Source organism: Pseudomonas sp. GL_139_B, from assembly GCF_057834475.1.
The window spans coordinates 1,917,576-1,944,337 of record NZ_CM174403.1 but is presented as its reverse complement, the minus strand read 5'-3'; the positions used below and the strand labels follow the sequence as shown (position 1 = coordinate 1,944,337).

Here is a 26,762-nt window from a genome sequence, read left to right as displayed (position 1 = left end):
ACTAATACGAGGGGTGGCGGCTGTACGCAGGTTAGTAGACCGGGGATCGAAGGCAAAGCCGGCGCGTCCGAGGACGCCCTGCGCACAACCACCATCAAATACAGGCATGAAAATACCTGTCTGACAGTCACTTGTGCAGCCTTCACATCCTCGGGCTACTAAACCCGATCACTGGGAATCAGTGACGGGAATCAAGTTACCGAGGGCGTCCAAAGCGCACAAGCCGGCGGATTCTGGCGTAGTCGTAGGTAATGGCGCAAGGCGTTGTAGCTTTCCGGAAGCATCCTTAAACACCTTTAAACATGTGCTCCAATTTTAGACCGCCATCGCGGGCAAGCCCGCTCCCACAGGGTTTGAGGTGAACAAAAAATCAGCGAACGCCACGCACACTGTGGGAGCGTGGCTTGCCCGCGATGAACGATAACGCGGTCCCCCTGCCCTCACCCAACCCAATCTGGCATCCACAAACAAGCGGATGGCATACGCACACACAAGCCCCACCCCCACCCCCGCGTAGTATCAAAACCGATCCCCTTTTCTACCCCCCAAAAACAACAAATCGACCCTAGGGTCGCGGGAGACTTCTGTGCTTAAGAAAAGTGCGTTGGGCTGGCCAAAGATTGCCGGCCTCGGAATTGCGTTAGTGGTGGCCGGGCAGTTCTCCGGCTGGAATTTCGGCTTGATGGCCGGCGGCTGGATGAACATGCTGATCGCCACGGTGTTGATGGCGTTGCTGTGCGGCGGGCTGGCGTTGTGCGTCGCCGAACTGTCGACCGCATTACCCAGTGCCGGCGGCGTGTTCGTCTATGCACAAAGCGCCTTCGGGCCGTTTGTGGGTTACCTGGTCGGTGTCGCCTGCGCGATAGCGCTGACCATCGGCACCGGTGCGGCGGCGACGTTTATTTGCGCCTACACCGAATCGATTTTCGGCCTCGGTGGCTGGCCGGTGAAAATCGCCCTGTTCGCGGTGATTATCGGCATCCACCTGCGTGGCGTCGGTGAGGCCATGGGCCTGACCATGATCGCGGGCGTCATCGCCGTCGTCGCGCTGCTGACCTTTGGCGTGGCCATGGCGCCGCACGTCGAAATGGCGAACCTGTTGAAGATGCCGGCGGCCCTTACGGGCCCAGCCGTCAGCCTCGGCGGGATTTTTGCCTGTGTGCCCTTCGCGATCTGGCTGTTCATTACCGTGGAGCAGACCGGTTCGGCGGCGGAAGAAGCGCATAACCCCGGCCGCACCATGCCACGCGGAATTCTCGCGGCCATCGGCACCTTGCTGGTGACCGCACTGGTGGTGATGGTCTGCGCACCGGGCGCGGGTGGTGTCGAGTTGGTCGGTTCGGCGGGGGATCCGTTGTACGCTGCGATGACCAGCACCAGCGTCTACGGTGATGCTTCGTGGCTGGCCAAGGTGGTGGGCTGCGGTGCGGTGTTCGGGCTGATCGCGACGTTCTTCTCGTTGATTTACGCCGCCTCGCGCCAGCTGTTCGCCATGGCCCGCGACGGTTTGTTCCCGCAGTGGCTGGGCAAGACCGGCAAGCGCGGCACGCCGTTCCCGGCCCTGCTGCTGATCGGTGCGATCGGTCTGCCAATGTCCACCGTCGACCCGGCCACAGTGATGCTCGCCGTCGTGCTGCTGCTCAACGTTTGCTACCTGTTCATTTTCGGCGCGTACCTGCGCATCAAACGCAGCCAGCCTGATCTGCCGCGCCCGTTCCGCCTGGCCGGCGGCACCGTGGTTGCGTGGCTGGGCCTTGCCCTGACGCTGGTGGTGATCGCTGCCTGTTTCCAACTCGACATGATGATGCTGATCGCCCTGGCGACGACCTTCGTGCTGTGCATTTTCAACTTCCTGCTGCGCGCCCGGATGCCCGCCTGCAGCACCGACCTTGAGGTTCCAGACCATGCCTGAAGACACACTCCTGCAACGCCGCCATCGCGTCCTTGGCAGCGCTTCACCGTTGTTCTACGACAAGCCGTTGCACCTGGTGCGCGGTGAAGGTGTCTGGCTGTACGACGTCGACGGCCAGCGCTACCTCGACGTCTACAACAACGTGCCCTGCGTCGGTCATTGCAACCCGCACGTGGTGGAAGCGATGCACCGCCAGGCGACGACGCTGAACATCCACACCCGTTACCTCGATGAGCAAGTGGTGCGTTACGCCGAGCGCCTGACCGCAACCTTTGCCGAGCCGCTGGACACCGCGATGTTCACCTGCACCGGCAGCGAAGCCAATGAGCTGGCATTGCGCCTGGCGCGGTTCGCCAGCGGCGGCACCGGCATCATCGTCAGCGATTACAACTACCACGGTAACTCGGCCTCGCTGGCCGAGGTCACCACGGCGCTGCCGTCGCCGGAGCCGTTTGCCGCCCATGCCCGCGCGGTGCCTATTCCGTGCCTGTACCACGCGCCCGCCGGCACCAGCGAAGCGCAACTGGCGGAGGAGTATGCCGCCAATATCAAGGCAGCCATTGTCTCGATGCAGGCGCAAGGCATTCGCCCTGCTGCACTGCTGATCGACACGCTGTTCGCCAATGAAGGCTTGCCGCGAGTGCCGGCCAGTTTCGTCAATAAAGCGGCCGAATTGATTCGTGCTGCGGGCGGTTTGTTCATCGCCGACGAAGTGCAATCCGGGTTCGGCCGCACCGGCGATCATCTGTGGGGGCATCAAGCCCACGGTGTGGTGCCGGACATCGTCACCCTCGGCAAACCGATGGGCAACGGCTATCCCCTCGCCGGGCTGATCACCAGCAAAGCATTGGTCGAGGCCTTTGGGCGCAGCGCCATGTACTTCAACACTTTTGGCGGCTCGCCGGTCGCAGCAGCGGTCGGCATGGCGGTGCTGGATGTGATTGAAGAGCAACAGTTGCTGCACAACGCGCAATCCGTCGGCGCCTATGTGCAACGGCGTCTGCAAGTGCTCGCCGGCAAACACTCGATCATTGGCGATGTGCGCGGCAAAGGGCTGTTCTTCGCCATGGAACTGGTGCGCGACCACGCGAGCAAGGAGCCCGCCGGAGCCGAAGCGCGAAAAGTGGTGAACGACATGCGCAACAACGGCGTGCTGATCAGCAAGATCGGCGCCGGCGACAACATTCTCAAACTGCGGCCGCCGCTGGTGTTCAACCGCGACCACGCCGACCTCTTCGTTGACACGCTGGACCGCGCCCTGAGCGCCCTTTGAGGCTTTGTCATGACTGAATTCCACACCCTGAGCCACGACCAGCAAGTCGCCAAACTGCACGACCTCGCCCGCCATGCCCTGCAACACTGGGACGGCGAGTTTGGCGAGATAGAACTGGTGAAATTTCGCGAAAACGCTGTGTTCTCCGCCCGGCGCGAGGACGGCCAGCGCGTCGCCCTGCGCATCCACCGCAATGGCTATCACTGCGAGGCGGCGCTGCGTTCCGAGCTGCAATGGATGGAAGCGCTGGCCACCGCCGGCATCACCGTGCCGCAGATTATCCGCGCGCGTAACGAGCAGCATCTGGTCGAAGTGCTGCATGCCGACATCGGCGAACCGCGCCACATCGACATGCTCGCTTGGCTGCCGGGCGCGACGGCGGGCACCTCTGAAGCCGGGGTCCAGGCAGATACGGAGATTGATTTTCTGTTTGCCGAAGCGGGCGCCATTGCCGCGCGCATTCATTCGCATGCGTCGGGTTGGCAGCAGCCGGACGAGTTTGTGCGGCATGCCTGGGATGAGGACGGATTAATCGGTGCCAATCCGTTTTGGGGGCGGTTCTGGGAGTTGGAACAGCTTACCGACGAGCAGCGTGAGCTATTGCAACAGGCCCGTCGCCATGCCCGCAGCGACTTGCGTCGTTACGGCCGGAATCTGGACAACTTCGGCATGATTCACGCGGACCTGGTGCCGGAGAATCTGCTGATTGAAGGCCCGCAGCTGCGGCTGATCGACTTTGATGATGCCGGGTTTGGCTGGCACATGTTCGAGCTGGCGACGGCGTTGTACTTCTGCCTGGATGATCCGCGCTATGAGCAGATCAAAGCGGCGTTGCTGACCGGGTATGACGCGGTTAAGCCGTTGACCGAGGCTGATCGCGAGACGCTGGCCCTGTTTCTGATGCTGCGTGGCACCACGTACCTGGGCTGGATTCATACCCGCAAAGGTACGCCGACGGCTATTGAAATGGCGCCGATGTTGATTGAGCGGGCTTGCCATTTGGCTAGGGAATATCTGCAACAGGTGCGGTGACTGATAGTCCGCTATCGCGGGCAAGCCACGCTCCCACAGGTTTTACGGAGGACACAAAATTTGTGTACCGCGCAAAACCCTGTGGGAGCGTGGCTTGCCCGCGATGAACGATAACGCGGTCCTACTGACTCACCACCCGCGCAACCTGCAACACCACGAAATAGGAAATTTCAGCGCTGCTTTTAGGAAACGTCCTAACGCCAACACCTGAGCTTCCCGGATAGGTTCGGAGCTGCTTTGGTCACACGCGGAAAAGGACGCCTATGGCACGCGACAAGGACATCCCCCAGGTTTGGGAGCATGTGACAGGTAACGGCGGTAGCGGGACCGGTGTCCGTTACCTGCGAGACATGACCTCGACCGAAATCGCCGAGCGCGAGGCACGGCAAAAGACCTACGACGACATGCTCGCCCGGCAACAGGCCTTTGAAGAGCGCTGGCTCAAACAAATCGAACAACGCAAACAACTCAAAACCCAAGGTTGCGTGTTCGCCAAAAGCTGCAACCTTCCGGACGGCATCATCAACCACAACAACCCCGCCGGTTTTGTCCCAGTCGAACGATTGGCCGACTACGGATCGTGGGCGGTATTGGGCACCGGTGCGACGATTACCGCCGAAGGTATTCCGCTCAGATGGGTGGCCGGTTCGGTCACGGGGAATGCGCTTGCCCAGCGCCTAGGCGGTTCGCTGGCCCTGTCCCTGACAGGTTCGGTGGTGGCGACGGGGGCTGCAGTCGGGACCGTCGCCCTGCTGATGCCGAACACCGACCTTTCACCCGACAGCGCCTTCTACAAAAACGAGCAATACGCGGAGCTGGACGCGGGACGAACCCGAGTGCGCGTCAACGTGAAGACATTGCCGGATGGCTCTGTCAGTGCTTACGGCTTCTACACCGGCGGGAAAAAAGACTGGGAATTCGTCCCGGTCATCAAAGCCAGCCAGCAAGGTGAGCAATTTGTCGCTGACCTCGGCAGTGGCATTGGTCTGACCTGGACGCCTGCAGCGAATCCTGACGACGTACCGGGAGTTCCAGCACTGGAAGGCGCCCCGCTGCTGCCGACGATCTGGGTGTACCCGCCCACCGAGCAGGCTGACAAGATACTGGTGAACCCGCAACACCCGCCCGAATATCAGGATGCAATCATCTGGTTTCCGGCCGATGCGGGGCTTGAGCCGATTTACATCGTGCTCAATGCTCGGTATGAGCCGGGTGGAGTCACGGGGGTGGGTGAAGATGTGGCGGGTGTTTGGCTGGCTGGGGCTGGTAGCGGGCTGGGTTCGCCCATTCCAACGCGGATTGCTGATGAGCTGCGCGGACAACACTTTAAAGACTTTGATGCATTCAGAAGAGCGTTTTGGACCGCTGTAGAAAATGATGCCGAGCTATGTAGTCAGTTCAATCCTGACAACATAGAGCGCATGCGTAACGGCAACGCTCCAAAGGCTCGTTACAGAGATGCGGTAGGAGGAAAAAGCTCTTTCGAATTGCATCATGTCAAATGGATCTCAAAAGGCGGAGAGGTCTACAACATAGATAACTTAAGGGTTACCACCCCTAGAAACCATATTGATGTTCACAGGAATCAGGGCCATGAAAACAAACTTTTCTGATTTCACCGAAGCAGAGTTCATTCAACTGATGCAGAACATCCGGGCCGCAAACAAAAACGCACCGGATGAGGTTCTCGATCCGTTGCTGAAGCAATTTTGCGAACTTACAGAACATCCCGATGGAACTGACCTCATTTACTACCCCGAAGACGGTGCGGATAACTCAAACGAAGGTATTACGCATCTTGTGAAGAAATGGCGAGCAGCTCAAGGTTTGCCAGGGTTCAGAGAAGAATAGCCTTGCAGTGCTTCGAACTGGCATCGCTATCGCGAGCAGGCTCGCTCCCACAATTGACCGCGTAGTCCAGGCCGGCGCGGCTTACTGTGGGAGCGTGGCTTGCCCGCGAAGAACGATAACGCGGTGTCTCAGCAATGCGCGCCCGCATGCTCCAGCCGATGAAACAACCGGTTGAAATACACCAGGCTATCCCTCTCTGCGCGCACACCAACATTCGACAATTCAACGAACATCACCGAATGCGACCCGACTTCCTTGCACTCGGTGATCCGCCCTTCCAGCTGCACCAGCGCATCGCGCAGCAACGGCACGCCGGTGTCGCCTTCGTCCCACAAATCCCAGGAAAAACGTTCGGCCATCGACACTTTGGTCATGCCGGCGAAGTGGCGGGCCAGGTCTTCCTGTTCGCCGCACAGCACGTTGACGCATAAATGGCCGTTGGTACGGAACACATCATGGGTCGCGCTATTGCGGTTCACACAGACCAGCACGGTGGGCGGTGAGTCGGTGACCGAGCACACCGCGCTGGCGGTGATGCCGCATTGTCCGCCGGGGCCGTTGGTGGTGATGATGTTCACCGCAGCAGGCAGCTGCGCCATGGCGTTGCGAAAGTCGATTTGCTGCTGGCTCAGGTCGGCCATGTCGGTGCCCCTTCCTTCAGGAGGACCGTCGTTGCGCGGCCCTTGGTAATGGAACAAGACTAAGGCCCGGCGCTGCCCGCAACCATTCTGACGATCCCCATGATGAGGTGGGCTTTCCGCTAGTCGACTAGGTGGTTTCTTTATCGTCAGGGCCCTTAGCAATGGGTATCCTGCTTTGAGGCGCCAACATAGGCGCAAGTCCGCCGCAACGTGCATGCGTGCGATAACAATAAATAGAATTTCTCGTGGCAGTCCCTGATGGAAACCCGCAAACCGATTGTTTATATCGTCGATGACGACAAAGACCTGCGCACCTCGCTCGCCTGGCTGCTGGAGTCGGTCAGTGTGCAGGCGCAATGCTTTGCCGGCGCTGAAGAGTTCCTGAGCCAGTACGATCCCAAGCAGCCGGCGTGTCTAGTGCTGGACGTGCGCATGCCGGAAACCAGCGGTTTTCAATTGCAGGAGATCCTCAACCAACGCGGCAGCACCCTGCCGACGATTTTCGTCTCGGCCCATGGCGACATTCCGATGTCGGTCACAGCGATGAAAAACGGTGCGCTGGATTTCGTCGAGAAGCCGTATAACCCGCAGCAAATGATCGACCGCATTCAGGCGGCGCTGAAGACCGCCGTGCATGCCCAGGCCGATCAGCAGCAGCGTCAGAACCTGCAAGGCAAGCTCGCGCTGTTGACCAGCCGGGAACGGGAAGTGTTGATGCTGGTGATCGATGGCAAGGCCAGCAAGGTCATCGCCCGCGAGCTGAACATCAGCGTGAAGACCGTTGATGTGCACCGGACCAAGATCAAGGAAAAGATGGGCGTGAGCAGCATTGCCATGCTGGTGCGCGAGGTGTTGCATTTGCCGGTGGATGAGCCGGCGCGGCACTGAGTGTATTCTTCGGCGGTCTTCAGGCCGCCATCGCGGGCAAGCCCGCTCCCACAAGGCACGGTGGTGTACACAGGATCTGTGAACACCATAATTCCCTGTGGGAGCGGGCTTGCCCGCGATTGAACGATGACGCGGTCAGTGGCTATAGCGCTTGCGATACTCGCCCGGCGAGACGCCAAAGCGTGATTTGAACGCCGAAGAAAAATAGCTGGAGTCCGAGAAGCCCCAGGCGTAGCACAAGGCTGAAAGCTTCTGCTCGACATCGGAACGTCGCAGGTTTTCGGCGCAGAAATCCAGGCGACGATGCTTGATGTATTGCGCCACCACCAGGCCGCGCTTGGAAAACATCCGGTACAGACCGCGCACCGACATGCCCACCTCCCGGGCAATCAGCTCGGGGCACAGTTCTTCGTCGCTGATGTGCTCGTCAATGTAGGCGATGGTTTTGCGAAATTGCCGCTCGTGGGCATCCACGCTGGCGTCGCGCGCGCTGATCCCCGGCAATAGCAGACTGACCAATGCGTCGAGTACGGCTTCGCTTTCCTGCATCTCCAGCCCTTCCTGGCGCTGGGTCTCCAGCACCATGCGGTTGGCCAGTGTGGCCAACGGTGTGCTGGCCGAAATACGCGTGGCGCAGTTGACGGCGTTGAAGTGCGAACCACGCTGCACCACCTGACGCGGCAGGATCAGCGACAGTTGCCGGGAATCATCGTTATAGGTCATGTCGCTGGGACGGCTGGCGTCGATCAGGGCGATGTCGCCACAGCCCAACAGGGCGCGGTTATCGCCCTGTTCAAGTTGCGAGCTGCCGCGCAGTTGGAACACTGCGTAGTAATGGCCGTCGCTGCTGGTGCTGACGTCTTTGCTGGTGCGATACAGATGCACGTGGGCCATGTCGACCACACTGAGGTTGATCGCGCCGTTGCGAAATTCTGCCAGTTCACCGTAAAAATTCGCGTCCAGTGCGCGGGCGTCGAAGCGCCCACAGGCCTGATTGACCTGGCTTAACCAACTTTCGAATGCATCGTTGCGCACCGCCGAAGTAGTACTCATGACCGCAGGGCCTCACGTCAGTTTTATTGTTATTTTTCGACCGCTTCGTCGAGCGGTTCGATTAATTCCGGGTACTGACCGTCGCCTCCCTAGACGGTCGTGGGCCGCCGATTTAATCGACTCCCACGCAATGTTTCCAGGGGTTTCGCCCCTTACAGGTCCAATACCAGACGAGCGGAAAGCGCTCGCGAAACGCAGGCGCAAATTTGCTTGTTGCCCGCCTTCTCTTTGCTCGACAAACAGTTGTCGCGGTGTTCCGGAACCCCGTCCAGCACCTCGACGATGCAGGTGCCGCAGATGCCTTCGCGGCATTCAGTGTCGATGTCACAGCCGTGGGCTTGTAGCACGTCGACCAGACTGGTATTGGCCGGCACCTGAAGTACCACGCCCGAGCTGGACAGTTCCACTTCAAAACCACCGCTCGGCCCGGCATGGGCGGCGGGATCGGCCTGGAAGTGTTCCAGGTGAATTGCGTCTTCGCTGCGGCTGCGGGCGGCCACTTCCACTACTTTATTCATGAACGGCGCGGGGCCGCAGGTGTAGACGTGGGCGACGCTGCCGGCCTGAGCCAGGCTTTGGGTCAATGCCGCGTCCATGCCGGCCGGTTCGACGCCGTAATGAAACTGCACATGATCGCCAAAGGTGCTGGCCAACAGCGCGGAAAACGCTGCGTACTCCGGCGAACGGGCGAAATAATGCAAGCGATATGGCTGACCACTGTCTGCCAGTTGATAAGCCATGCTAAGCAGCGGCGTAACACCGATCCCGGCGGCAAACAGTACGTGTTCGGTGGCAGTCGGGTCGAGGCGGAACAGGTTGCGTGGCGCCCCCATTTCCAGCTCCATGCCCTCTTCCACCTCGTGCAGGGCTGCGGAACCACCACGCGACTGCGCTTCTTTCTTCACGGCGACCAGATAGGCGCGGCGATCCTGCGGCGGACTGCACAGCGAATACTGACGGGTCACCCCGGTCGGCCCGGTCAGGTCGACATGCGCCCCCGGTTCATAACTGTCGAGCGGCTGACCGTCACTGCGCACGAGGCGAAAGGAACGGATATCCAGCGCTTCGTCGACGATCCTTTCGATCCTCACCTTCATCATTGCATCACCTGAAATACGGTTGATTTTTGTTATCGCGGCACCCGTGGGCACCCTGCTCTTAACGTGACGAACACCTGTAGGAGCCGGCTTGCCGGCGAAGGCGACCTTGAGACTTGCATCGCCAGTGAGGACGCCTTCGCTGGCGAGCCAGCTCCTACAGGTTTGGTTCGCCATGAACTTGCTCAGCGCATAAACAAGCCGCCGTTGATGTCCCAGCACGCGCCGGTAACCGAGGCGGCGTGCTCGGCGATCAGCAGCAACACGCTGTCGGCGATGTACTCCGGGGCGCCGAGGGTGCCGGCCGGGATCATCTTCAGAATCTGCTCCAGTCGCTCCGGGGCCACGGTTTCGCGCACGATCGGCAAGTCCAGCGGACCCGGCGAGATGCTGTTGACCGTCACACCTTGCGGCGCCAGCTCACGGGCAAAGACCTTGGTCAGCGTCGCCACGCCGCCCTTGGCCGCCGCGTAATGCGCGCCAGTGGCGGTGCCGCCGTTCTGACCGGCGAGCGAGGCGATGTTGACGATGCGACCAAAGCCGCGTTCGGCAAAGTGCGCGCCGAACACTTGGCAGGCGACAAACGTACCGCGCAGGTTGATCGCCATCGACTCGTCGAATTCCTCAGGCGTGATGTCCATCAGCGCGGCCACTTTCGATTGGCCCGCGTTGTTCACCAGAATGTCAGTACCGCCCCAACGCTCTGCGAGCAGGTCGCGGGCACGGACAAAATCGGCCTTGTTACGCACATCCAGCTCGATGGCGACGGCAGTCGCGCCGCTGCCATCAAGTTCCGCTGCCAACTGTTGCACGCCGTCGAGGCGCACATCAGCGAGAGCGACGCGATAGCCGGCCGCGTGCAAGCGACGAGCGATGCATTCGCCAAGACCGCGCGAAGCACCGGTCACCAGGGCTACTCGGTTCATGGTGGCGGCCCTCATAGCAGGAAGCCGAGCGCGCTCAGGCTGTCGGTGGAGTTGATCAGGCGCACAACCTTTCGTTCCAGTTTCGCCACACCATCGACAATGCGAATGCGGTGGTTGAGGTCGGCCACGAACGGCGTGTGCACGCCGCGCTTGTAGGCGTACAACACCTGTGCGGAATTGACTTCAACGAGGTCGCCGGCCGCTTCAACCAGACGGAAACGCGAGACCGTGCGGATGGTTTTCGCCGCGTCCACCGCCGACGGCGAGTAGCCGGCGGTCAGGCGTTCGATGCGCAAGTCACGCATGCGCGCATCGTCGTAGGCGTAGTTGAGCGTGGCTTCAAAGTCTTCGGTGTCCGGGTCGATCGGCACGATGTACTTGCCGCTTTCGCTCCACAAGGTCGCCCATTCGGCGTAGTCCTTGTGGTCGAGCAGTTCGGCTTCGCGCCAGATGAATTCGATGGCCAGGGCCAACGGGCCGGAAAAACCGTTCAGGGTGTCTTGATTGCTCATTGGCTCATCATCCTCTTCCACATGTCGTAAGCACCGCGCATGCCGCCCTCGTCGGTGGCGTGGCTGACCTTGTCGCCGTTCTCGGCGGTGATTTCGCGATTGAGGCCGCGGTTAACCAGGATTGGCGCATCGACGCCGGCGTACGAGCCACGCTGCACACGGTCCCAGGCCTCGGCATCGTCGGGGCTGCCGAAACCGAACGGGCCCTGGAAGTGTTCGTGAATGCGCATGCGTTCGCGGTTGGCGATTTCCGGGCCGCCGTCCATGCCGAGGGCGACATGGCGGATTTCGGTTTCGGTGACCGAGACCGGGCGCAGCACGCGGAAGAACGACATCGACATCGCCACGTTCGGGAACAGGTTCAGGTTGAACCCAGCGCCGTGCAGCGAACGTACAATGCGACGCACTTGATCCGCCGGCATGGTTTTCGACAGTTCTTCGGTGACGTGAGCGAAGCGTTCTTGCAGCTGTTCAGTGCCGTCGTCGTGATCGAGGTCGACGTGCTCCGGCACCATCACCATCACGCTGTGGCCGTTGCCCAGCGAGTGGGTGACCGCTTGCTCGTCGGTCATGAACGAGAGCATTTCCGAGGTTTCTTCATCCACCGACGACATGAACGACTTGTGCACGATCGGGAAGTGGTAACCGTCGGTGGTGTTTTCCAGCTGGATCTTCCAGTTGCCCTTGAAGCTGAACTTGTGTTCGCCCTGGGTCTTGATTGGGTAGCCGGCGCCCTGTTTCATGAACAGGTCCATCCAGTGCTTGGCGCCGCCGAGGAAGTCTTCCAGCGGTTCGATCTCGTCGTTGTAGCTGGCGAAGACCATGCCGGCATAGCTTTCCACGCGCAGGCTGGTCAGCGGCAACTCGGTCTTTTCCAGAATGCCTTCGTAGCCGTCCGGGTATGGCAGCGCACGCAGTTTGCCGTCCAGGCCATACGACCAGCTGTGGTACGGGCAGGTGAAACCGGTGGCGTTGCCTTTGTGCTTCTCGCACACGGTGGCGCCACGGTGGCGGCAGCGGTTTTCCAGAACGTTGATGTTGTTCTTTTTGTCGCGAACAACGATCACAGGGCGACGGCCGATGGTGGCGGTCTTGAAGTCGCCGGAATTGCGCACTTCGCTTTCGTGGGCAACCCACACCCAGGTGCGGTAGAAAATCTTGTCCAGCTCGGCTTCAAACAATGCTGGATCGTTGTACAGCGAGACGTCGACGCGGTCGTGACTGACCAATTCGTCGGGGCTTTTCGATGATGCGATCAGCCGGTATTCATGAGTGCTCATGCGGTTCTCCTCATGGCGTGTTCTTATGATTTCGATTTAGAGCCAGACCGTTCACCGGTCATGCTCTGTTGCAGCTGCGCACCAAAGGCGCAGACCAATTCGTCCTGACCTTTACGGCCGACAATCTGCAGGCCGACCTTCAGCCCGCCGCAATCCAGTTCCACCGGCACCGTCAGCGCCGGATGGCCGCTGAGGTTGAACGGCCGAACCAGCGGGGTCATGCCGGCCACGGCTTTGCTCGCGCTGCGCGCTTCGATCAGCGTTGGCGGCAGGCTCGGCATCGTCGGCAACAGCAGCACGGCGAACTGCTCCAGTGCGGCGTCCACTTGCTGGCTGAAACGCGCGCGGACTTTCTCCGCTTGCGCCAGGTCGGCGGCGCTGGTGCGGCTCGCGGCTAACAAGCGTTGCTCGACATCCGCACCGATCAGGCCTTTGCCGGTGAGGTGGCCGAACGCGGCCCAGTTTTCAAAATTGATCACGGTCAAACCGGCAGCGAACGCCGCTTCGAATTCGCTCAAGTGCAGATTGCCGCGACGCCAGCCAGCGCGGTCAGCGGCGGCGCCGAGGCTCGCTTGCAGATGCGGATCGCAGTCGACTTCGAGGAAGCCGACGGAGGCATTGCCCGACGGCAAACCTTGAACCTGAAATCCAGGACAAATCACTTGCATCGCGGCGATCAGGTCCGCCATGTCCGCGGCAAACGGCCCGACGCAATCGAGGCTCGACTCCGCTGGATGCGCGCCGATCCGACTGACGCGACCATAAGTCGGCTTCAACCCGGCAATGCCGCAGCACGCCGCCGGCACACGCACCGAGCCGCCGGTGTCGGTGCCGAGGGCGATGTCCGCCAAACCGGCCGCGACTGCGGCGGCCGAACCGCTGGAGGAACCTCCCGGTACGCGATCAGGCGCTTGCGGGTTGATCGGTGTGCCGGTCCAGTCGTTGATGCCGGTGACGCCAAACGCCAGCTCGTGCATGTTGGTTTTGCCAACGATTTGCCAGCCCGCGTCGAGAATCGCGTCGACGACGTCGGCATTGCGGGTGGCCGGCGCCGCATCTGCAAACGCGCGACTGCCCGAACGAGTCGCATACCCGGCAATGTCGATGGAGTCTTTGATCGCGACCCGTTTGCCGCTGCCACCGATCAAGAATTCGCTGATAAACGTGCTCATGCGCCCAACCCCGTATTGAACAAGCGTTGCGTACGGAAATGCGCGATCAGCCAGACGCCGTCGACACAGCGGAAATCGATGTTCAGGCGTGTGCCAAACAACTCGCTGCGGCCATCGGCGTAGGTGGAAACCTGCTGCATGATCCAATGCCCTTGGGCCTTGCTGCCGTCGACCGTGATCGCCTCGCTGGTGAGGTAATGCAGGTTCAGGCAAAAGTGATCCGAGGGCGGCAAATAGCCGCCGACGAATGCCGCTATCGCGTCGCGCCCATGGTGCTGACCGAAGGTCTGCGCGGTCTGGGTGCCGACGCCTTCCCAGATGGCATCGACGCAGAACAGCTCCGCCAATTCGCGGACATAGGTCGGCGCCCTCGGCACATCGCACAGGTCCATATAGCGCGCCATCAAGCGACGCACCTGGCTCTCCCCTTCCAGCGTTTCAAGCCGCTGCAGCAAGGCCTCGTTCATGGTTTAAACCTTGGCAGCGTCAGGAATGGTCAGTGGGCGACCGATGCGCGCTTCGACCTTGGCGTAGCGCCACAGGCTGTATTCGTTAACCGGCGTGGTGCGGAACAGGTTGCAGGCATCGATTACCGATTGGTGGCAGTCGACGTCGGCCATGATGTAGACGGTCCACGGCGAAGTGGTGGACGGGCCGACCATCAAGCGGTCATCGTCCATCGCGCCGAGTACGGTGATGCCAGGCATGGCGCCCAGCGAGCCCATCATTTGGCTGAAGCCTTTCCACACGCTCAGGCCTTCGCCGGTTGGAAGGTCGAAAAAGTTCTGGGTGATGCCGATGCAGAAGACGACGCGCAGTGGCTCTTGAGTGGTCTGGGTCATTGGGTTTGATCCTTGAAAGAGTGGGTTCAGATGTAGCCAGGGAATGGCGATACGCCGAGGAACACGGAACCTGCGCCGTCGTACAGGCCTTCACTGAGGAATGCGTGCTGAGTGACCACCAGCGAATCGCGCAGGTAGCGTTGCAGCGGGTGGCGCAGGTAAATCGCAGTGGTGCCGGCGAGGCTATAAGCGCTCTGCACCACGGCCGCACCGGCCTGGGACACGTGAATCGCAGACAGCCGCAACAGGCTGGTTTGCTCAGGCGTGACCGGGTTGCCGGCCAGAATCGAGTTCCACACCTGCTCGGTCGCGTTGTAGAAGAAGCCACGGGCGGCGGCCAGTTGCGCTTCGGCCTTGGCGATTTCGATGCGCACGTAAGCGCGGTCGGCCATTTTCGGCGCACCGGTGATGCCGCTGCCAGCAGCCATGCGGCTGACTTCATCGAGAGCAGCGCGAGCCAGACCGAGGTTGACCACGGCCAGCACTTGCGCGGCGTAGGCAATCGACGGGTAGCGGAACAGCGGCTCGTCGATGGTCGCGGCACCGCCACGGATAAAGGTCCAACGTTCATCGACGTGTTTGCCGGTGACGCGCAGGTCGTGACTGCCGGTGCCTTTGAGGCCGACCACGTCCCAGTTTTCAATGATCTCGACCTGATCCGCGCGGAACACAGCAGTGCGCGGCTTGCCGCCGGCGGCGCCGATGCCGACACCCAGCAGGTCCGCACCTTTGCAGCCGCTGGCGAATTTCCAGGTGCCGTTGACCTGCCAGCCGCCATCGACCGCTTCAGCAGGCTGCAATGGGAACAGGCCGCCAGCAAACACCAGATCAGGGCTGTCGGCGTAGATTTCAGCCAGGGTTTCTGGCGGCAAAGCGGCAAGATAAACGCCAGCGCTGCCGAAGCTGGCGACCCAGCCGGCGGAACCGTCGGCTTCGGAGATGCGTTCGATCATCTGCAGGAAAAGCGCTGGCGCCAGCGCATCACCGCCGAAGCATTTCGGCGTGGCAGCGCGGTAGATGCCCACCTGTTTGAAGCGTTCGATCATGTCCCGTGGTACGTGGGAACCGGCGTCGAATTCATCGCGACGTTGGCGCACTTCATCCAGCACCTGCTGAAATTCCTGGCGGTGGACGCTGGTGTCGTCGACGCCTGGCAGAGGGTCTTTCTGCGCGGTAGCTGAACGCAGCATGGGCTTGATCTCCGTTGACTTGTTATTAGACGGAGCCTGCCTGGGGGCGTGGCGACCGTTGATGGGTTCAGTGTAAAAACCGCATCCGCTCGCCACTATTGGGGCGTGTAACCCCCCGACTAAAGAAAACCCCTAGCCCGCCCCCGGTAACCTCTGAGCGCATCGCCGGGCGCAAGCCGGTATAAAACGCCATACTTCGACTTCATCTGTAGTCGACCCCTCTGCCGCCAAGGGCTGCGCGATGTATCTGCCAAAACCGAAAGACTTCTACGCCTTGATCGAAGCCATGCCGCTGTGCATCATTCTTCACGACGCCCACAGCAAGGAGATCCTGTGGGCCAACGCCGCCGCCCTGACGGCGCTGGGCTTTACCCTCGAAGAACTGACACCGCTCAAAGCCCCGGACATGACCAGCAATGCGCCGCAGTACCGGCGCTCGGTCGGCCTGCGTTGGCTGGAAGGCGCGGCGCGCACCGGCCAACGCGCCATCGAGTGGTGTTATCGCTCCAAGCAAGGGGTGGAAATCCTCTCGGAAGCGGTGGCGACGCTGGTGCACCTGGACGGTCGCGATGTGTTGATGGTGCAGTTCCGCGACATCTCCAAGGAAGACAAGGTCAAACGAGACCTCAAGCGCTTCGAAAGCCGCCTCAAAGCCTTTATGCAGGACCTGGCCGAAGGCGTTGCGGTGCTCGGACCACAAGGCGATATCCGCTTTATCAGCGACTCCGCCGTGCAACTGCTCAACAGCGAAGATCAGTCGCTGATTGGCGAAAACTTCCTGGACTGGTGCGACGAGACTTCACGCTTGCGCCTGCTGCAACAGATGTCCTGCGAGCCGCCGGAACACACGCCGTTCAGCGTTCACTATCACTTGCAGCGGCGAGACGGTGAATGGCGCTGGCACCACGCGACGTGCCGCTATATCGAGATTGAGGATGATTTGGTCGGCTATTTGCTACTGTTTCGCGATGTCACCGAACAGGTGCGCGCCGAAGAAGCCCGGCGGGTCAGCGAGCAGAAACTGGAATACCTGGCGCGCTATAACGCCATGGGCGAAATGGCCGTGGCGATTGCCCATGAACTGAGTCAACCGCTGGCAGCCACGCGTAATTTCATCGAAGGCGCGGTGATTCGCCTTGGCAAGGATCAAGGCAACGACCAAGGCGTGGCCTGGGGTTTGCAGAACGCGGTGCGGCAAATTGAGCACGCCTCGCTGATCATCAAAAGCGTGCGCGAATACGTGGTCAAGCTGGAGCAATCCGAAGAGCTGATTGACCTCAACGAGCTGCTGCGCGAAACCCGATACTTCATCAGCCTGCGTGCCGACCCGAGCCGGATCAAGGTCGAGATTATCACCAGCCCTGAACCGCTGCTGATCAGTTGCGAGAAGGTTTTGATCGGCCAAGTCATCCTCAACCTGGCCTTTAATGCCATCGAAGAGATGAGTGATTTAGCACCCGAGCGGCGGGTGCTGCGTATTCACGCGAGCCGTGATGAACAGGTTGCTTTGGTACGGGTTGAAGATCGCGGACGCGGGATTCAGGCGCTGGAGCAAGACAAGCTGTTCGACGGTTTTTTCTCGTCCAAGGTCAGCGGCAACGGCATTGGCTTGGCGCTGTGCAAAAACATCATCGGCCGCCATCGCGGGGATATCTGGGCGCAGAACCTGGAGCCTTGTGGCGCGGTGTTCACCTTCTCCCTTCCCCTCGCCACTCCCGCCTGACACCTGTAAAGGCACCCATCGATCTCTTGAACGACACAAACCCTGTGGCGAGGGGGGCTTGCCCTAATGCCAGTCAGTTAAGCCCTCTTGCCTTCTTTTTGGGATATTTGACTGGTCTGGGCTTGACCACTCGTGGATAACTTCGCTCTCGTCTGGCAGGCAGCATGAAGTGCTTAGCCTGGACTCTCAGTTCTGCCAGTCGTTTAGGGATCGTGCCTGGCGTTTCCAGCGGGCAGAAGCGCAGCGCATTGGTGACCGCTTGAGCCAGCCAGAGAAAACTCAAGCGCTGCGGCACCACCTTTATTTCTTCAGCCATCAAGCGCATTTCCTGACGGATCAGGTTGTAGGCCAACAGAGTTCCCCACAGTTCTTGGCGCACCAAATCAGGTTGTTTACTGCGTAATTGCTCCCCCTTAAGCAGGTTTTGCTTGATCTCGCGGTAACCCAATTCAATTTCCCAACGTTCGTTGTAGTGCCCCGCCACCCGATTGGCAGGGTAACGCTCGGCATCGATCAACGAGGTGAGATAACGGCGGGGTTTGTCGTCTATCGAATACTCAATCAGCCGTGCATGCCAATGGGTAGGAAGGTCTGGACGTTGCTTGAGCGCATCTCGGGATACAGCCAATCGCACGAGCCAATCACCGGCGCCCAACTCTTCGACTACCTCGTATTTAAGCGGTTTGCGTGCCCGCATGAGCCAATGCCGTTCGGTTCCACTGTGCTGCCAGTCGAGCAAGAGGGCTGCCGAGTAATAGGCACGGTCAAAAATCGTCACCGAGTGATCGCTTACCGCTTTCTCCAGACCTTTGGCATGGCGAAGTTCGCCGATAGCAAACTCGCCAAAACAGGCGGCCCGAATCAAGTGACTATAGGTATCCATCAGGCAAACACCGCGCACTTGTGGCCAGGCTCCGTCTCCCGAGTGAGTCCGCCCGCCACCGAAGGCTTGGCGGTTTTCTGGCGTGTCGGGGGTGGACCACACCACGCCGTCTACCGCAAAGCTGCGTAACCCTAAAAAGCCAGCCGAAGCGGGCTGCTCAGCGCCGCCCCATGACTCGGCCAATTGCTTGAACAGTGCGGCCAGCGGCTCTGCTCCAAGCCGTTGCCGGGCCTGGACTGCGGCGCTGGGCACAGGCACCTTGGCTTCGCCCAAAGCCAGTCCCAGCTGCTGCACAATGAGCCAAATCGGCTCGTTCTTGAACAAAGCCAACCCCACCACCAACCATACGATGCGCTCGGCCGGCAGGCGTCTGCGGCGCAGAGAAACCGTTCCGGTCGAGGCCAGCGCTTGCTCGATCCATAAAGGATCAATCAGTTGCGCAAGGCGCTCGAAAGAGATCGGATTGAGTTTGGTAACTTCTTGAAGGGCGTTTTGCAGGGACATGAAGCGGGCTCATAAAAACATAAGCCCGTTTCTATTACTGCTTGGCGGGCAAGTCAATTCCTTAACTGACTGGCATTAGGGCTTGCCCCCGTTCGGCTGCGAAGCAGTCGTAAACCCAGGCAACTCAGTCTGTCTGTAAAAATGCAGGGGCTGCTTCGCGACCCAACGGGGGCAAGCCCCCTCGCCACAGGCAAGCTCCCTCGCCACAGGGTACTCACCCGAGATTCGATGTGCGTTAACCGGCTCATCCGACGCTTTCGAAACGCATTCCCCACGACTGGCACAGACACACAAACACTTGGCAGCCACAGCAATTCTCAGCGTTTCCCGGCGAGGCAGAATCGAATTGTAAGAATCTGCCCAAGCACCCGCGATCTGCGTGAATAACAATTCAGGGAGTTCCCCTAATGCGAACCAACAGGATCAACGTACAGTCAGCGCTAGGTCTGAGCCTGCTTGTACTCGGCTTGACCAGCGCCCGTGCGGACCTGCCGGCTGATACCATCGGCCAGACCGTTTTGGCCTTTCCGCCGGAAGTCCATCGGGCGTTTATCGTCGACGTCGAATTCGACAGTTTCGTGGCAGGCCGCGTCACCGTGGTCGACCCCGACAAAAAACGCATCCTCGGCATGGTGCCGACCGGTTTTGCCGCACCTTCGACGCTCAGCCGCGACAAGAAAACCCTCTACAGCGCCGACATCTTCTACTCACGCGGCACTCGCGGCACGGTTACCAATGTGCTGACCGCATGGGACAGCTCGACCCTGGCGCCGGCCTGGGAAGTAGTGATTCCACCCAAGCGCGCCGAGTCGTTGACCCAGCGTTTCGGCATTGGCACCAGTGCAGATGACCGTTTTGTCTACGTCTACAACTTCACGCCATCGACTTCGGTGACCGTGGTCGACACGCAAACCAAGTCCGTCACCGCCGAGCTGGCGATTCCGGGTTGCGTGCTCGACTACCCGATCGGCAACCGCCGCTTCGCCTCGCTGTGCGGCGATGGCAGCTTGCAGGTGATCACGCTGAACGATCAGGGCCAGGAAACCGCGCGCACCCGCACGCCGTTCTTCGACCCGAACGCCGAGAAGCTCGTTGAGCGCGCGGTGAACGTCGGCGATACCTACTACTTCACCACCACCACTGGCACCGTTCGCCCGGTGGATTTCTCTGGCGACACGCCGAAGATCCTGCCGTCGTGGTCGTTGACCACTGACGAGGAAAAGAAAGCCGGCTGGGCACCGGGTGGCTGGCAGCTGATGGCCGTGGCGCCGAAGCTCGACCGCTTGTACGTGCTGATGCACGACGCGCACGAACCGATGAAGTGGGAAGACCCAAGCCCGCTGATCTGGGCGTTTGACCTCAAGACCCACAAGAAAGTGGCGACGCTGGAAGCGCCGGTGCCGGTGTGGAGCATGCAAGCAACGGGCGACGACAAGCCGCTGTTGCTGGGTGCCGACGTCGAAGGCGGCTTGCAGATTTTCGATCTCAAGACCAACAAGCTCACTGGCAGCATGCCGAAAGTCGCCAAAACCGCGACTCAGGTCATGAGCTACTAAACGAGGTTCGGCCATGCACTTAGATCCGATCTTCATCATTGCCAGCGCCCTCACCATTGCGGTGTTGCTGGCCAGTGCCGCGACGCACAAGGTGCGTGCGCCGGCACGGTTTGCCAAACAATTGGCGGACTACCAACTGCTGCCTGACATGTTGGTGCGCCCAGTCGCTCGTGTGATTCCAGTGGTAGAGCTGGTAATCGCGTTCACGTTGCTGGTGCCGGTCTGCCGGTATTGGGCAGCGTTGGCAGCGGCCAGCCTGATCGCGCTGTATGCCGCGGCCATTGGTATCAACCTGTGGCGCGGCCGCCGCGATATCGACTGCGGTTGTGCCGGGCCGGACCAGGCGCAACCGTTGCGCCCGGTCCTGTTGCTGCGCAACAGCGTGCTGGTGGGCGTGGCGCTGTTGGCCAGCGTGCTGCCGATGGCCCGCGACCTGGGTTTTTTTGATGGCTTCGTCACTGTTGCCGCCAGCGCCGTTGCGCTGCTTTTGTACGCCGCAGCCGATGGCTTGCTGGCGAACTCCCCTCTTCTGCTCAAACTGATTGGTAGGTGATCAATGGAAGGCTTAATTGTTTCCAACGTTTTGCTCTGGATTTTGCTGGCGGCCGTGGCGTTTGCCGTCATGGGCCTGGTTCGTCAGATTGGTGTCTTGCATGGCCGCCTGGCTCCGGCCGGGGCGCTGATGATGGACAAAGGCGTGGCGGTCAACGAAGCCGCGCCGCAAGTCACCGCATCCGATCGTAACGGTCGCCCGGTGAACTTCGGTTATGCCGGCGAAAAGAACCAGCTGCTGTTCTTCCTCTCGCCGACGTGCCCGATCTGCAAATCGCTGTTGCCGGCGATCAAGTCCATCGCCAAGGAACAGGCTGATCGCCTGGACGTGGTATTCGTCAGCGATGGCGACATGGACGCCCAACAAGCGCTGATCCGCGAACACAAACTGGAAGACGCCACCTACGTAGTCGGGCCGGAAGTCGGCATGACCTATCAGATCGGCAAGCTGCCCTACGCAGCACTGATCGACAAAACCGGCACCTTGCGCGCCAAAGGCCTGGTCAATTCCCGTGAGCACCTGGACAGCCTGTTCGAAGTCGAACACCTGAAAAGCGCCACGCTGCAGGAATACCTCAACAGCCAGCCGCGTCCACATGACCACAGTCATGACCACAGCCACGGCCATAGCCACTGATTAAGGCAGGGAGACTTTTATGAAACTGCTGGATCTGTTGTTCGAGCGCTCGACCCGTCGAGTTGCCGACACCACCTCACGCCGCAAACTGCTGTCGCGCATGGGCTCCTTGATGGTCGCCGGGGCCGCACTGCCGCTGCTGTTGCCGCTGGACCGCACCAGCAAAGCCCTGGCTGCCGACGACCCGAAAGCCGGTGACCCGGGCGATCCGAACAGCTGCGACTACTGGCGCTACTGCTCCATCGACGGATTTCTGTGCAGCTGCTGCGGCGGATCGGTGACGTCCTGCCCACCGGGCACCGAAGCCTCGAAAGTCACCTGGATCGGCACCTGCCGCAACCCGGCCGACGGCAAGGACTACATCATTTCCTATAACGACTGCTGCGGTAAGCAGAGCTGCGCCCAATGCGCTTGCACCCGTAACGACAGTGAAGAACCGGCTTATCGCCCGTTCAACAACAACGATGTGAACTGGTGCCTGGCCGCCAAATCGCACATCTATCACTGCACCGTTTCGGTCATCCGTGGCGTCGCCATTTAACGCGCATTGCCGCCGGTTGCTCACGCAATCGGCGGTTTTTTTTGTGCCCCAACGCGATTCCTGTGGCTGCCGCCGAAACCTGTAGGAGTGAGCCTGCTCGCGATAGCGGTGTATCAGGCGACTCAAATGTCGACTGACACTCCGCTATCGCGAGCAGGCTCACTCCTACACAGGTTTCGTCGGCGGCTGCAGAAAATGTGTTTTACCGTAGAGGTGCTTGTCATGCGTAGGTTGCTATTTCTCGGTCTGGTTTGCGTCATTGCCGCCCCGCTCGCCTATGCCCGGGCCATTCCCGACCCGGCGCAACGGCATGCACCGGGCAACGACGAACCGCAAAAACCCATCGCCCAGGCCGGCTACAGCGTCGGCGTGAACTACCAGCTGCAATGCGCCGGTTGCCATTTGGGTAACGGCATGGGCTCAGCAGCCAATGACACCCCTCGGCTCACAGGGTTTGTCGGCAACTTTCTCAAGGTCCCCGGCGGCCGCGAGTTTCTGGTGCGGGTTCCCGGCATGTCGCAATCGGCGCTGAACAATGCGCAGTTGGCTGACCTGCTTAACTGGTTGATGCGCGACGGCGGCCTGGCGGGTAAAAGCACGCCTGCCGATTACCAACCTTACAGCGCGCAAGAAGTGGCCGAATTGCGCCACGTGGCTATGCTCAATTTGCCAGGTACTCGGGCAGAGTTGATCAAGGCAATGCGTGCGCAAGGAATCGCGATTGAAGACGGTATGAGTGACTGATTCAGCCAGGTGCCGCAAGGTACCCTACTAGAAGCGAGTGTCATTCCCGCCATTATCGACGCTATTTTTTCTGAGCGGCTTCCGGCGGCCAACAGTCTTCTAGACTCATCGAAACAGGGGGAACCACGCTACACGCGCGTTTCCATACGCTGATGAATAACAAGGAAAATAACCTTGAAAGCTTCGATACTCATCGTCGCGGGCAGCGTACTGTTTTCGATGGCGGCTTCAGCCACCGGGATCATTCCGGTCTTCGACCTGGATTTCACGAGGTCAGCGGATCAAACGCTGAAAAAACTCAACATCAACGACGGCTGCATTGTTGCTGCCCCAGACCCCGTCACGTTTACCTACTGCCGGGAAGGCTCGACAACGCTCTGGAAGTATCAAGTACTGGACCTGCAACAACAGGCAGCGATCCGCAATGTTACCCAGCAGCCGCAGATGGGCTATGGACAAATCAGCGTTCTGGAACTCAACAGCGCGGCCTGTGATCACGAAACCCAGGCCGAGGCTAAACCCGCCATGACTTGCATGGCCGTCCTCAGTCTGCTCGCGTTGTTTCTGCTGATTGGCTTGCGATACACCTACCAGGTCCTGCGCCATTACCACAGCAAAAGCTCAGCGTCTTCGATTCCTCCATGGCAGCCAACGACCGAGCCTGAGCCTGAACCTGAACACCATGCCATGGCAAAGGCGTTGGGCGCGTTTGTTGTCGCTGCTGTGATGATGATGGTTTATTGCACTTTCTGCGTTTTTTAATCTCAACTCGCCACTGAACAGGCAAAAATCGTGTTTTTGGGCACTCATTTGTCGGCTTGAGATTGAAGCATGATGGCGAGTGGATATCTGCGCGAAGGTGATTATGCTTCAACTATTGCGGCACACCTGCGAGGCCGTCAGCCTGTTTTCTTGCTTCGTGCAATTTGCAATCCGGCGACATCAGCCCCAGGGCCTGGGTGCGGCAACTGATGTGAGGTACTCCGGCCTATAACAAGAGCAAGACGGAGAACACGTATGGCCGTAATCGACAGTACAACCACGGGCAGCACGCCCGGACACGGTATAACCAAGGAAGAGCGCAAGGTCATTTTCGCCTCGTCCCTAGGCACCGTATTCGAATGGTACGACTTCTACCTTTACGGCTCCCTCGCCGCCATCATCGCCAAGCACTTCTTCGCCGGCGTCAACGAGACCACGGCATTCATCTTCGCCCTGCTCGCCTTCGCCGCAGGCTTCGCTGTACGGCCTTTCGGCGCCATCGTGTTCGGTCGGTTGGGCGACATGATCGGGCGCAAACACACCTTCCTCATTACCATTGTCATCATGGGTATCTCCACCGCCATCGTCGGTTTTCTACCTGGCTACGAAACCATCGGCGTGGCCGCGCCGGTCATCCTGATCAGCCTGCGCTTGCTGCAAGGCCTGGCCCTGGGGGGTGAATACGGCGGCGCGGCGACGTACGTGGCCGAACATGCACCACCAGGCCGGCGGGGTTACTTCACGTCGTGGATCCAGACCACCGCGACCCTCGGTCTGTTTCTGTCGCTGCTGGTGATCCTCGCCTGCCGCACCTTGCTCGGCACGGAAGCGTTCGAGGCCTGGGGCTGGCGGATTCCGTTCCTGCTGTCGATCCTGCTGCTGATCGTCTCGGTGTACATCCGCCTGCAACTCAGCGAGTCGCCGGTGTTCAAGAAAATGAAGGAAGAAGGCAAGGCTTCCAAAGCACCACTGACCGAATCCTTCGCCCGCTGGGACAACCTGAAAATCGTAATCATGGCCTTGCTCGGCGGTACCGCTGGCCAGGCCGTGGTCTGGTACACCGGGCAGTTCTATGCGCTGTTTTTTCTCCTGCAAACCCTGAAGATCGACCCGCAAACCGCCAACCTGTTGATTGCCGGTTCGCTGCTGGTCGGCACTCCGTTCTTCGTCATATTCGGCAGCCTGTCCGACCGCATCGGCCGCAAGGGCATCATCATGGCCGGCTGCGTCCTCGCAGCGCTGACTTACTTCCCGATCTTCCATGCGTTGACCCAGTACGGTAACCCCGACGTGTTCGTGGCCCAGGAGAAGAACCCGGTCACGGTGATCGCCGATCCAGGCCAGTGCTCGTTCCAGTTCGACCCGGTGGGCAAGGCCCGTTTCACCAGCTCCTGCGACCTCGCCAAGAGCGTGCTGGCGAAGAAAGCGATCCCCTACAAAAACGAGAAGGCCGAACCGGGCACGGTCGCGCAGGTTCGCATTGGTGACAAGGTGGTCCAGAGCTTCGAAGGTACCTCCCTGCCGGCCGCCGAGTTCAAGACCCGCAACGACGCCTTCATCGCCACCCTCGGCACTGCCCTCAAGGACGCCGGCTACCCGGAGAAGGCCGATCCGGCGAAGACCAACTACCCGATGGTGTTGCTGCTGCTGACCATCCTCGTGATCTACGTGACCATGGTTTATGGCCCCATCGCCGCATGGCTGGTGGAACTGTTCCCGGCGCGCATTCGCTACACCTCGATGTCGCTGCCATATCACATCGGCAATGGCTGGTTCGGCGGGTTTCTGCCGACAGTGGCTTTCGCCATGGTCGCGGCCACGGGGGATATTTACTACGGGCTGTGGTACCCGATCGTGATCGCGGTGATGACGGCCATTCTGGGTACGTTCTTCCTGCCGGAAACCAAGGACCGAGAGATTCACCACACCTGAAATGGGCAGCCGCCCTCTTCTGCCAGGGAGAGGGCAAGACTGTTTTATTTGACGAGCCGAGTTTCCTTGGACGGCCGGTAGCCGAAATACGCGCTATAGCACTTGCTGAAATGGCTCGGTGAAACAAAACCACACGCCACTAACACGTCCACTTGGGACAGCTCGGTGTGTTGCAGGAGTCGACGCGCCTCGGTGATCCGCAGTTCCAGGTAATAGCGTTGCGGCGTGGTACCCAGTTGCTCCTTGAACAGGCGTTCGAGCTGGCGACGTGAACGGCCGGCGTAAACCGCCAGCTGCTCCAGCTCCAGCGGTTCTTCGAGGTTGGCGTCCATCAGCTTGACCACCTCGCGCAACGGCGCACTCACACAGATATTTTCCGCCGGTTTGATGCGCCGGTAGCGAGACTCTTCAAACGCCAGAATGTCCTCGATCCCCTCGACGAGGGCCTTATCGTGCAGCCCTTTGATCCAGTCCAGTGCCATATGAAAGGCCCCCGAAGGGCTGGACGCGGTGAGCCGGTCACGGTCAATTACATAGGGCTCGCTGGTGACATGCGCCGCTTTGGAAACCTCTGCCAGCGCGGGGCGATGCTCCGGGTGAATGGCGCACCGATAACCGTCCAGCAGACCGGCGCTACCCAAAAACCATGCGCCATTCCACAGCCCGGCCAGGGTAACACCGCGCTCTGCCGCGGCTCTCAACAGGTGGATGAACTCATCGGCGGCCTTCAGCTCCGTGCGGTAGCCGCCACACACGACCAGCAGATCAAGTTGCTGAATCACCAACGCATCGAAGCGTGCGTCCGGCCGGATCACCAGGCCCAGGTCACTGATGACCTCCCCATCACTCAAGCCAAAGGTTCGGGAAGCGAACAAGCCGGGGCGCAGCAGATTCGCGGTGACGATCGTGTCCAGTGCTTGCGTGAACGCAGGCAGCGAGAAGTGTTCGAGCAGTAAAAAACCTGTCCGCGTTACCGGCGCATGCTTGTCAGCAGGCTCGTTTAGATAGCGGAGGTTTTTGCCCTTCATCCCGCCGCTGAATTGCCGTCGTTCGATCAATGTCCGACCCACTCGATTACGTTAACTACACAAGTCAAAACCAGTGGATTCATTATGCGACAGATCAGACGAGCTGAAAGCCGGCCAACGCCAAGTTGTTTATTGTGGGTTAACCTTGGTCAACGATCATTTAGGCACGCAGCAACAGGAATCTGGCAGGAATTCACAAGAAGCCATCCACTGGCTGTAGCAAAGTGTGGT

26 protein-coding genes are annotated in these 26,762 nt (G+C 60.2%); 14 read left to right on the top strand and 12 right to left on the bottom strand.

All coding sequences use genetic code 11. From position 1 onward, the window contains the following. Positions 1-586: 586 nt before the first annotated feature. The 5 genes from AC3ISI_RS08915 (at position 587) to AC3ISI_RS08895 (ending at position 6,068) form a co-directional block, all read left to right on the top strand. A complete protein-coding gene (locus AC3ISI_RS08915; protein WP_489336495.1) occupies positions 587-1,912 on the top strand; it encodes an amino acid permease in 1,326 nt (441 codons plus the stop codon). Then, positions 1,905-3,185 carry an aspartate aminotransferase family protein gene (locus AC3ISI_RS08910; protein ID WP_489336494.1) on the top strand — a complete coding sequence of 427 codons (1,281 nt, stop codon included), beginning with the start codon at positions 1,905-1,907 and terminating at the stop codon, positions 3,183-3,185. Before AC3ISI_RS08915 ends, AC3ISI_RS08910 begins: the two co-directional genes overlap by 8 nt. A 9-nt stretch (positions 3,186-3,194) precedes the next feature. Further along, complete coding sequence (locus AC3ISI_RS08905; protein ID WP_489336492.1) at positions 3,195-4,217, top strand: phosphotransferase enzyme family protein; 1,023 nt, start codon at positions 3,195-3,197, stop codon at positions 4,215-4,217. Positions 4,218-4,480: 263 nt separating this feature from the next. Then, the gene (locus tag AC3ISI_RS08900) at positions 4,481-5,830 is read left to right on the top strand and encodes an S-type pyocin domain-containing protein (RefSeq protein WP_489336490.1); all 1,350 of its coding nucleotides are present in this window, start codon (positions 4,481-4,483) and stop codon (positions 5,828-5,830) included. After that, on the top strand, positions 5,811-6,068 hold the full coding sequence (locus AC3ISI_RS08895) for a bacteriocin immunity protein (RefSeq protein ID WP_489336489.1): 258 nt from the start codon (positions 5,811-5,813) through the stop codon (positions 6,066-6,068). Before AC3ISI_RS08900 ends, AC3ISI_RS08895 begins: the two co-directional genes overlap by 20 nt. 128 nt (positions 6,069-6,196) lie before the next feature. Here the strand turns inward: AC3ISI_RS08895 and hpaC are convergent, their stop codons facing one another. Next, positions 6,197-6,709, bottom strand: coding sequence for a 4-hydroxyphenylacetate 3-monooxygenase, reductase component (gene hpaC, locus AC3ISI_RS08890; RefSeq protein ID WP_489336487.1), 513 nt, complete (start codon positions 6,707-6,709; stop codon positions 6,197-6,199). 258 nt (positions 6,710-6,967) lie between these two features. Between hpaC and AC3ISI_RS08885 the strand changes: the two genes are divergently transcribed. Next, on the top strand, positions 6,968-7,597 hold the full coding sequence (locus AC3ISI_RS08885; RefSeq protein ID WP_007945336.1) for a response regulator transcription factor: 630 nt from the start codon (positions 6,968-6,970) through the stop codon (positions 7,595-7,597). A gap of 135 nt (positions 7,598-7,732) precedes the next feature. Here the strand turns inward: AC3ISI_RS08885 and feaR are convergent, their stop codons facing one another. From feaR to AC3ISI_RS08840, 9 genes are all read right to left on the bottom strand, one after another. Then, positions 7,733-8,650: a transcriptional regulator FeaR gene (gene feaR, locus AC3ISI_RS08880; RefSeq protein WP_489336485.1), complete on the bottom strand. Its 918-nt coding sequence runs from the start codon at positions 8,648-8,650 to the stop codon at positions 7,733-7,735. 152 nt (positions 8,651-8,802) lie between these two features. After that, positions 8,803-9,750, bottom strand: a complete 948-nt coding sequence (locus AC3ISI_RS08875; RefSeq protein ID WP_489336483.1) for a PDR/VanB family oxidoreductase — start codon at positions 9,748-9,750, stop codon at positions 8,803-8,805. A 182-nt stretch (positions 9,751-9,932) separates the two neighbouring features. Next, a complete protein-coding gene (locus AC3ISI_RS08870; RefSeq protein WP_310335076.1) occupies positions 9,933-10,673 on the bottom strand; it encodes an SDR family NAD(P)-dependent oxidoreductase in 741 nt (246 codons plus the stop codon). Positions 10,674-10,684: 11 nt separating this feature from the next. After that, positions 10,685-11,185, bottom strand: a complete 501-nt coding sequence (locus AC3ISI_RS08865) for an aromatic-ring-hydroxylating dioxygenase subunit beta (protein WP_489336482.1) — start codon at positions 11,183-11,185, stop codon at positions 10,685-10,687. Continuing rightward, the gene (locus tag AC3ISI_RS08860; RefSeq protein ID WP_489336481.1) at positions 11,182-12,465 is read right to left on the bottom strand and encodes an aromatic ring-hydroxylating oxygenase subunit alpha; all 1,284 of its coding nucleotides are present in this window, start codon (positions 12,463-12,465) and stop codon (positions 11,182-11,184) included. Before AC3ISI_RS08860 ends, AC3ISI_RS08865 begins: the two co-directional genes overlap by 4 nt. 23 nt (positions 12,466-12,488) lie before the next feature. Beyond that, complete coding sequence (locus AC3ISI_RS08855) at positions 12,489-13,637, bottom strand: amidase (protein WP_489336480.1); 1,149 nt, start codon at positions 13,635-13,637, stop codon at positions 12,489-12,491. Then, complete coding sequence (locus AC3ISI_RS08850; protein WP_489336479.1) at positions 13,634-14,104, bottom strand: nuclear transport factor 2 family protein; 471 nt, start codon at positions 14,102-14,104, stop codon at positions 13,634-13,636. Before AC3ISI_RS08850 ends, AC3ISI_RS08855 begins: the two co-directional genes overlap by 4 nt. A 3-nt stretch (positions 14,105-14,107) precedes the next feature. Next, complete coding sequence (locus AC3ISI_RS08845) at positions 14,108-14,479, bottom strand: hypothetical protein (protein ID WP_007945348.1); 372 nt, start codon at positions 14,477-14,479, stop codon at positions 14,108-14,110. A gap of 26 nt (positions 14,480-14,505) precedes the next feature. Next, positions 14,506-15,669, bottom strand: a complete 1,164-nt coding sequence (locus AC3ISI_RS08840) for an acyl-CoA dehydrogenase family protein (RefSeq protein WP_489336477.1) — start codon at positions 15,667-15,669, stop codon at positions 14,506-14,508. A 241-nt stretch (positions 15,670-15,910) separates the two neighbouring features. Between AC3ISI_RS08840 and AC3ISI_RS08835 the strand changes: the two genes are divergently transcribed. Further along, positions 15,911-17,392: a sensor histidine kinase gene (locus tag AC3ISI_RS08835; RefSeq protein ID WP_489336475.1), complete on the top strand. Its 1,482-nt coding sequence runs from the start codon at positions 15,911-15,913 to the stop codon at positions 17,390-17,392. 73 nt (positions 17,393-17,465) lie between these two features. Here AC3ISI_RS08835 and AC3ISI_RS08830 read toward each other — a convergent pair whose 3' ends face one another. After that, entirely contained in the window at positions 17,466-18,779 is a 1,314-nt protein-coding gene (locus AC3ISI_RS08830) for an IS4 family transposase (RefSeq protein ID WP_489336474.1), read from the bottom strand. Positions 18,780-19,186: 407 nt separating this feature from the next. Here AC3ISI_RS08830 and AC3ISI_RS08825 point away from each other — a divergent pair, with 407 nt between their 5' ends. The 7 genes from AC3ISI_RS08825 (at position 19,187) to AC3ISI_RS08795 (ending at position 25,503) form a co-directional block, all read left to right on the top strand. Next, on the top strand, positions 19,187-20,335 hold the full coding sequence (locus tag AC3ISI_RS08825) for an amine dehydrogenase large subunit (protein WP_489336472.1): 1,149 nt from the start codon (positions 19,187-19,189) through the stop codon (positions 20,333-20,335). Between the two features lie 13 nt (positions 20,336-20,348). Continuing rightward, a complete protein-coding gene (locus tag AC3ISI_RS08820) occupies positions 20,349-20,888 on the top strand; it encodes a MauE/DoxX family redox-associated membrane protein (RefSeq protein ID WP_489336470.1) in 540 nt (179 codons plus the stop codon). A 3-nt stretch (positions 20,889-20,891) separates the two neighbouring features. Beyond that, the gene (gene mauD, locus AC3ISI_RS08815; RefSeq protein ID WP_489336468.1) at positions 20,892-21,524 is read left to right on the top strand and encodes a methylamine dehydrogenase accessory protein MauD; all 633 of its coding nucleotides are present in this window, start codon (positions 20,892-20,894) and stop codon (positions 21,522-21,524) included. A 19-nt stretch (positions 21,525-21,543) separates the two neighbouring features. Continuing rightward, positions 21,544-22,065 carry a methylamine dehydrogenase light chain gene (locus tag AC3ISI_RS08810; protein ID WP_489336466.1) on the top strand — a complete coding sequence of 174 codons (522 nt, stop codon included), beginning with the start codon at positions 21,544-21,546 and terminating at the stop codon, positions 22,063-22,065. A gap of 222 nt (positions 22,066-22,287) precedes the next feature. Beyond that, positions 22,288-22,809, top strand: a complete 522-nt coding sequence (locus AC3ISI_RS08805) for a cytochrome C (RefSeq protein WP_489336465.1) — start codon at positions 22,288-22,290, stop codon at positions 22,807-22,809. Positions 22,810-22,983: 174 nt separating this feature from the next. Continuing rightward, the gene (locus AC3ISI_RS08800) at positions 22,984-23,571 is read left to right on the top strand and encodes a hypothetical protein (protein ID WP_489336464.1); all 588 of its coding nucleotides are present in this window, start codon (positions 22,984-22,986) and stop codon (positions 23,569-23,571) included. Between the two features lie 255 nt (positions 23,572-23,826). Next, the gene (locus AC3ISI_RS08795) at positions 23,827-25,503 is read left to right on the top strand and encodes an MFS transporter (protein ID WP_489336463.1); all 1,677 of its coding nucleotides are present in this window, start codon (positions 23,827-23,829) and stop codon (positions 25,501-25,503) included. A gap of 44 nt (positions 25,504-25,547) precedes the next feature. On the opposite strand, the gene AC3ISI_RS08790 is transcribed toward AC3ISI_RS08795, so the two are convergent. Next, complete coding sequence (locus AC3ISI_RS08790) at positions 25,548-26,561, bottom strand: GlxA family transcriptional regulator (protein WP_489336462.1); 1,014 nt, start codon at positions 26,559-26,561, stop codon at positions 25,548-25,550. Positions 26,562-26,762 lie beyond the last annotated feature (201 nt).

Excerpts from the sequence above, each read along its gene's own strand:
- AC3ISI_RS08860 (WP_489336481.1), bottom strand. The coding sequence starts at position 12,465 with ATGAGCACTCATGAATACCGGCTGATCGCATCATCGAAAAGCCCCGAC.
- AC3ISI_RS08855 (WP_489336480.1), bottom strand. The coding sequence starts at position 13,637 with ATGAGCACGTTTATCAGCGAATTCTTGATCGGTGGCAGCGGCAAACGG.
- AC3ISI_RS08795 (WP_489336463.1), top strand. The coding sequence starts at position 23,827 with ATGGCCGTAATCGACAGTACAACCACGGGCAGCACGCCCGGACACGGT.
- AC3ISI_RS08905 (WP_489336492.1), top strand. The coding sequence starts at position 3,195 with ATGACTGAATTCCACACCCTGAGCCACGACCAGCAAGTCGCCAAACTG.
- AC3ISI_RS08875 (WP_489336483.1), bottom strand. The coding sequence starts at position 9,750 with ATGATGAAGGTGAGGATCGAAAGGATCGTCGACGAAGCGCTGGATATC.
- AC3ISI_RS08850 (WP_489336479.1), bottom strand. The coding sequence starts at position 14,104 with ATGAACGAGGCCTTGCTGCAGCGGCTTGAAACGCTGGAAGGGGAGAGC.
- AC3ISI_RS08885 (WP_007945336.1), top strand. The coding sequence starts at position 6,968 with ATGGAAACCCGCAAACCGATTGTTTATATCGTCGATGACGACAAAGAC.
- AC3ISI_RS08845 (WP_007945348.1), bottom strand. The coding sequence starts at position 14,479 with ATGACCCAGACCACTCAAGAGCCACTGCGCGTCGTCTTCTGCATCGGC.
- AC3ISI_RS08835 (WP_489336475.1), top strand. The coding sequence starts at position 15,911 with ATGTATCTGCCAAAACCGAAAGACTTCTACGCCTTGATCGAAGCCATG.
- AC3ISI_RS08910 (WP_489336494.1), top strand. The coding sequence starts at position 1,905 with ATGCCTGAAGACACACTCCTGCAACGCCGCCATCGCGTCCTTGGCAGC.
- AC3ISI_RS08825 (WP_489336472.1), top strand. The coding sequence starts at position 19,187 with ATGCGAACCAACAGGATCAACGTACAGTCAGCGCTAGGTCTGAGCCTG.
- AC3ISI_RS08840 (WP_489336477.1), bottom strand. The coding sequence starts at position 15,669 with ATGCTGCGTTCAGCTACCGCGCAGAAAGACCCTCTGCCAGGCGTCGAC.
- AC3ISI_RS08865 (WP_489336482.1), bottom strand. The coding sequence starts at position 11,185 with ATGAGCAATCAAGACACCCTGAACGGTTTTTCCGGCCCGTTGGCCCTG.
- AC3ISI_RS08870 (WP_310335076.1), bottom strand. The coding sequence starts at position 10,673 with ATGAACCGAGTAGCCCTGGTGACCGGTGCTTCGCGCGGTCTTGGCGAA.
- AC3ISI_RS08805 (WP_489336465.1), top strand. The coding sequence starts at position 22,288 with ATGCGTAGGTTGCTATTTCTCGGTCTGGTTTGCGTCATTGCCGCCCCG.
- AC3ISI_RS08895 (WP_489336489.1), top strand. The coding sequence starts at position 5,811 with ATGAAAACAAACTTTTCTGATTTCACCGAAGCAGAGTTCATTCAACTG.
- mauD (WP_489336468.1), top strand. The coding sequence starts at position 20,892 with ATGGAAGGCTTAATTGTTTCCAACGTTTTGCTCTGGATTTTGCTGGCG.
- feaR (WP_489336485.1), bottom strand. The coding sequence starts at position 8,650 with ATGAGTACTACTTCGGCGGTGCGCAACGATGCATTCGAAAGTTGGTTA.
- AC3ISI_RS08830 (WP_489336474.1), bottom strand. The coding sequence starts at position 18,779 with ATGTCCCTGCAAAACGCCCTTCAAGAAGTTACCAAACTCAATCCGATC.
- AC3ISI_RS08900 (WP_489336490.1), top strand. The coding sequence starts at position 4,481 with ATGGCACGCGACAAGGACATCCCCCAGGTTTGGGAGCATGTGACAGGT.
- hpaC (WP_489336487.1), bottom strand. The coding sequence starts at position 6,709 with ATGGCCGACCTGAGCCAGCAGCAAATCGACTTTCGCAACGCCATGGCG.
- AC3ISI_RS08820 (WP_489336470.1), top strand. The coding sequence starts at position 20,349 with ATGCACTTAGATCCGATCTTCATCATTGCCAGCGCCCTCACCATTGCG.
- AC3ISI_RS08810 (WP_489336466.1), top strand. The coding sequence starts at position 21,544 with ATGAAACTGCTGGATCTGTTGTTCGAGCGCTCGACCCGTCGAGTTGCC.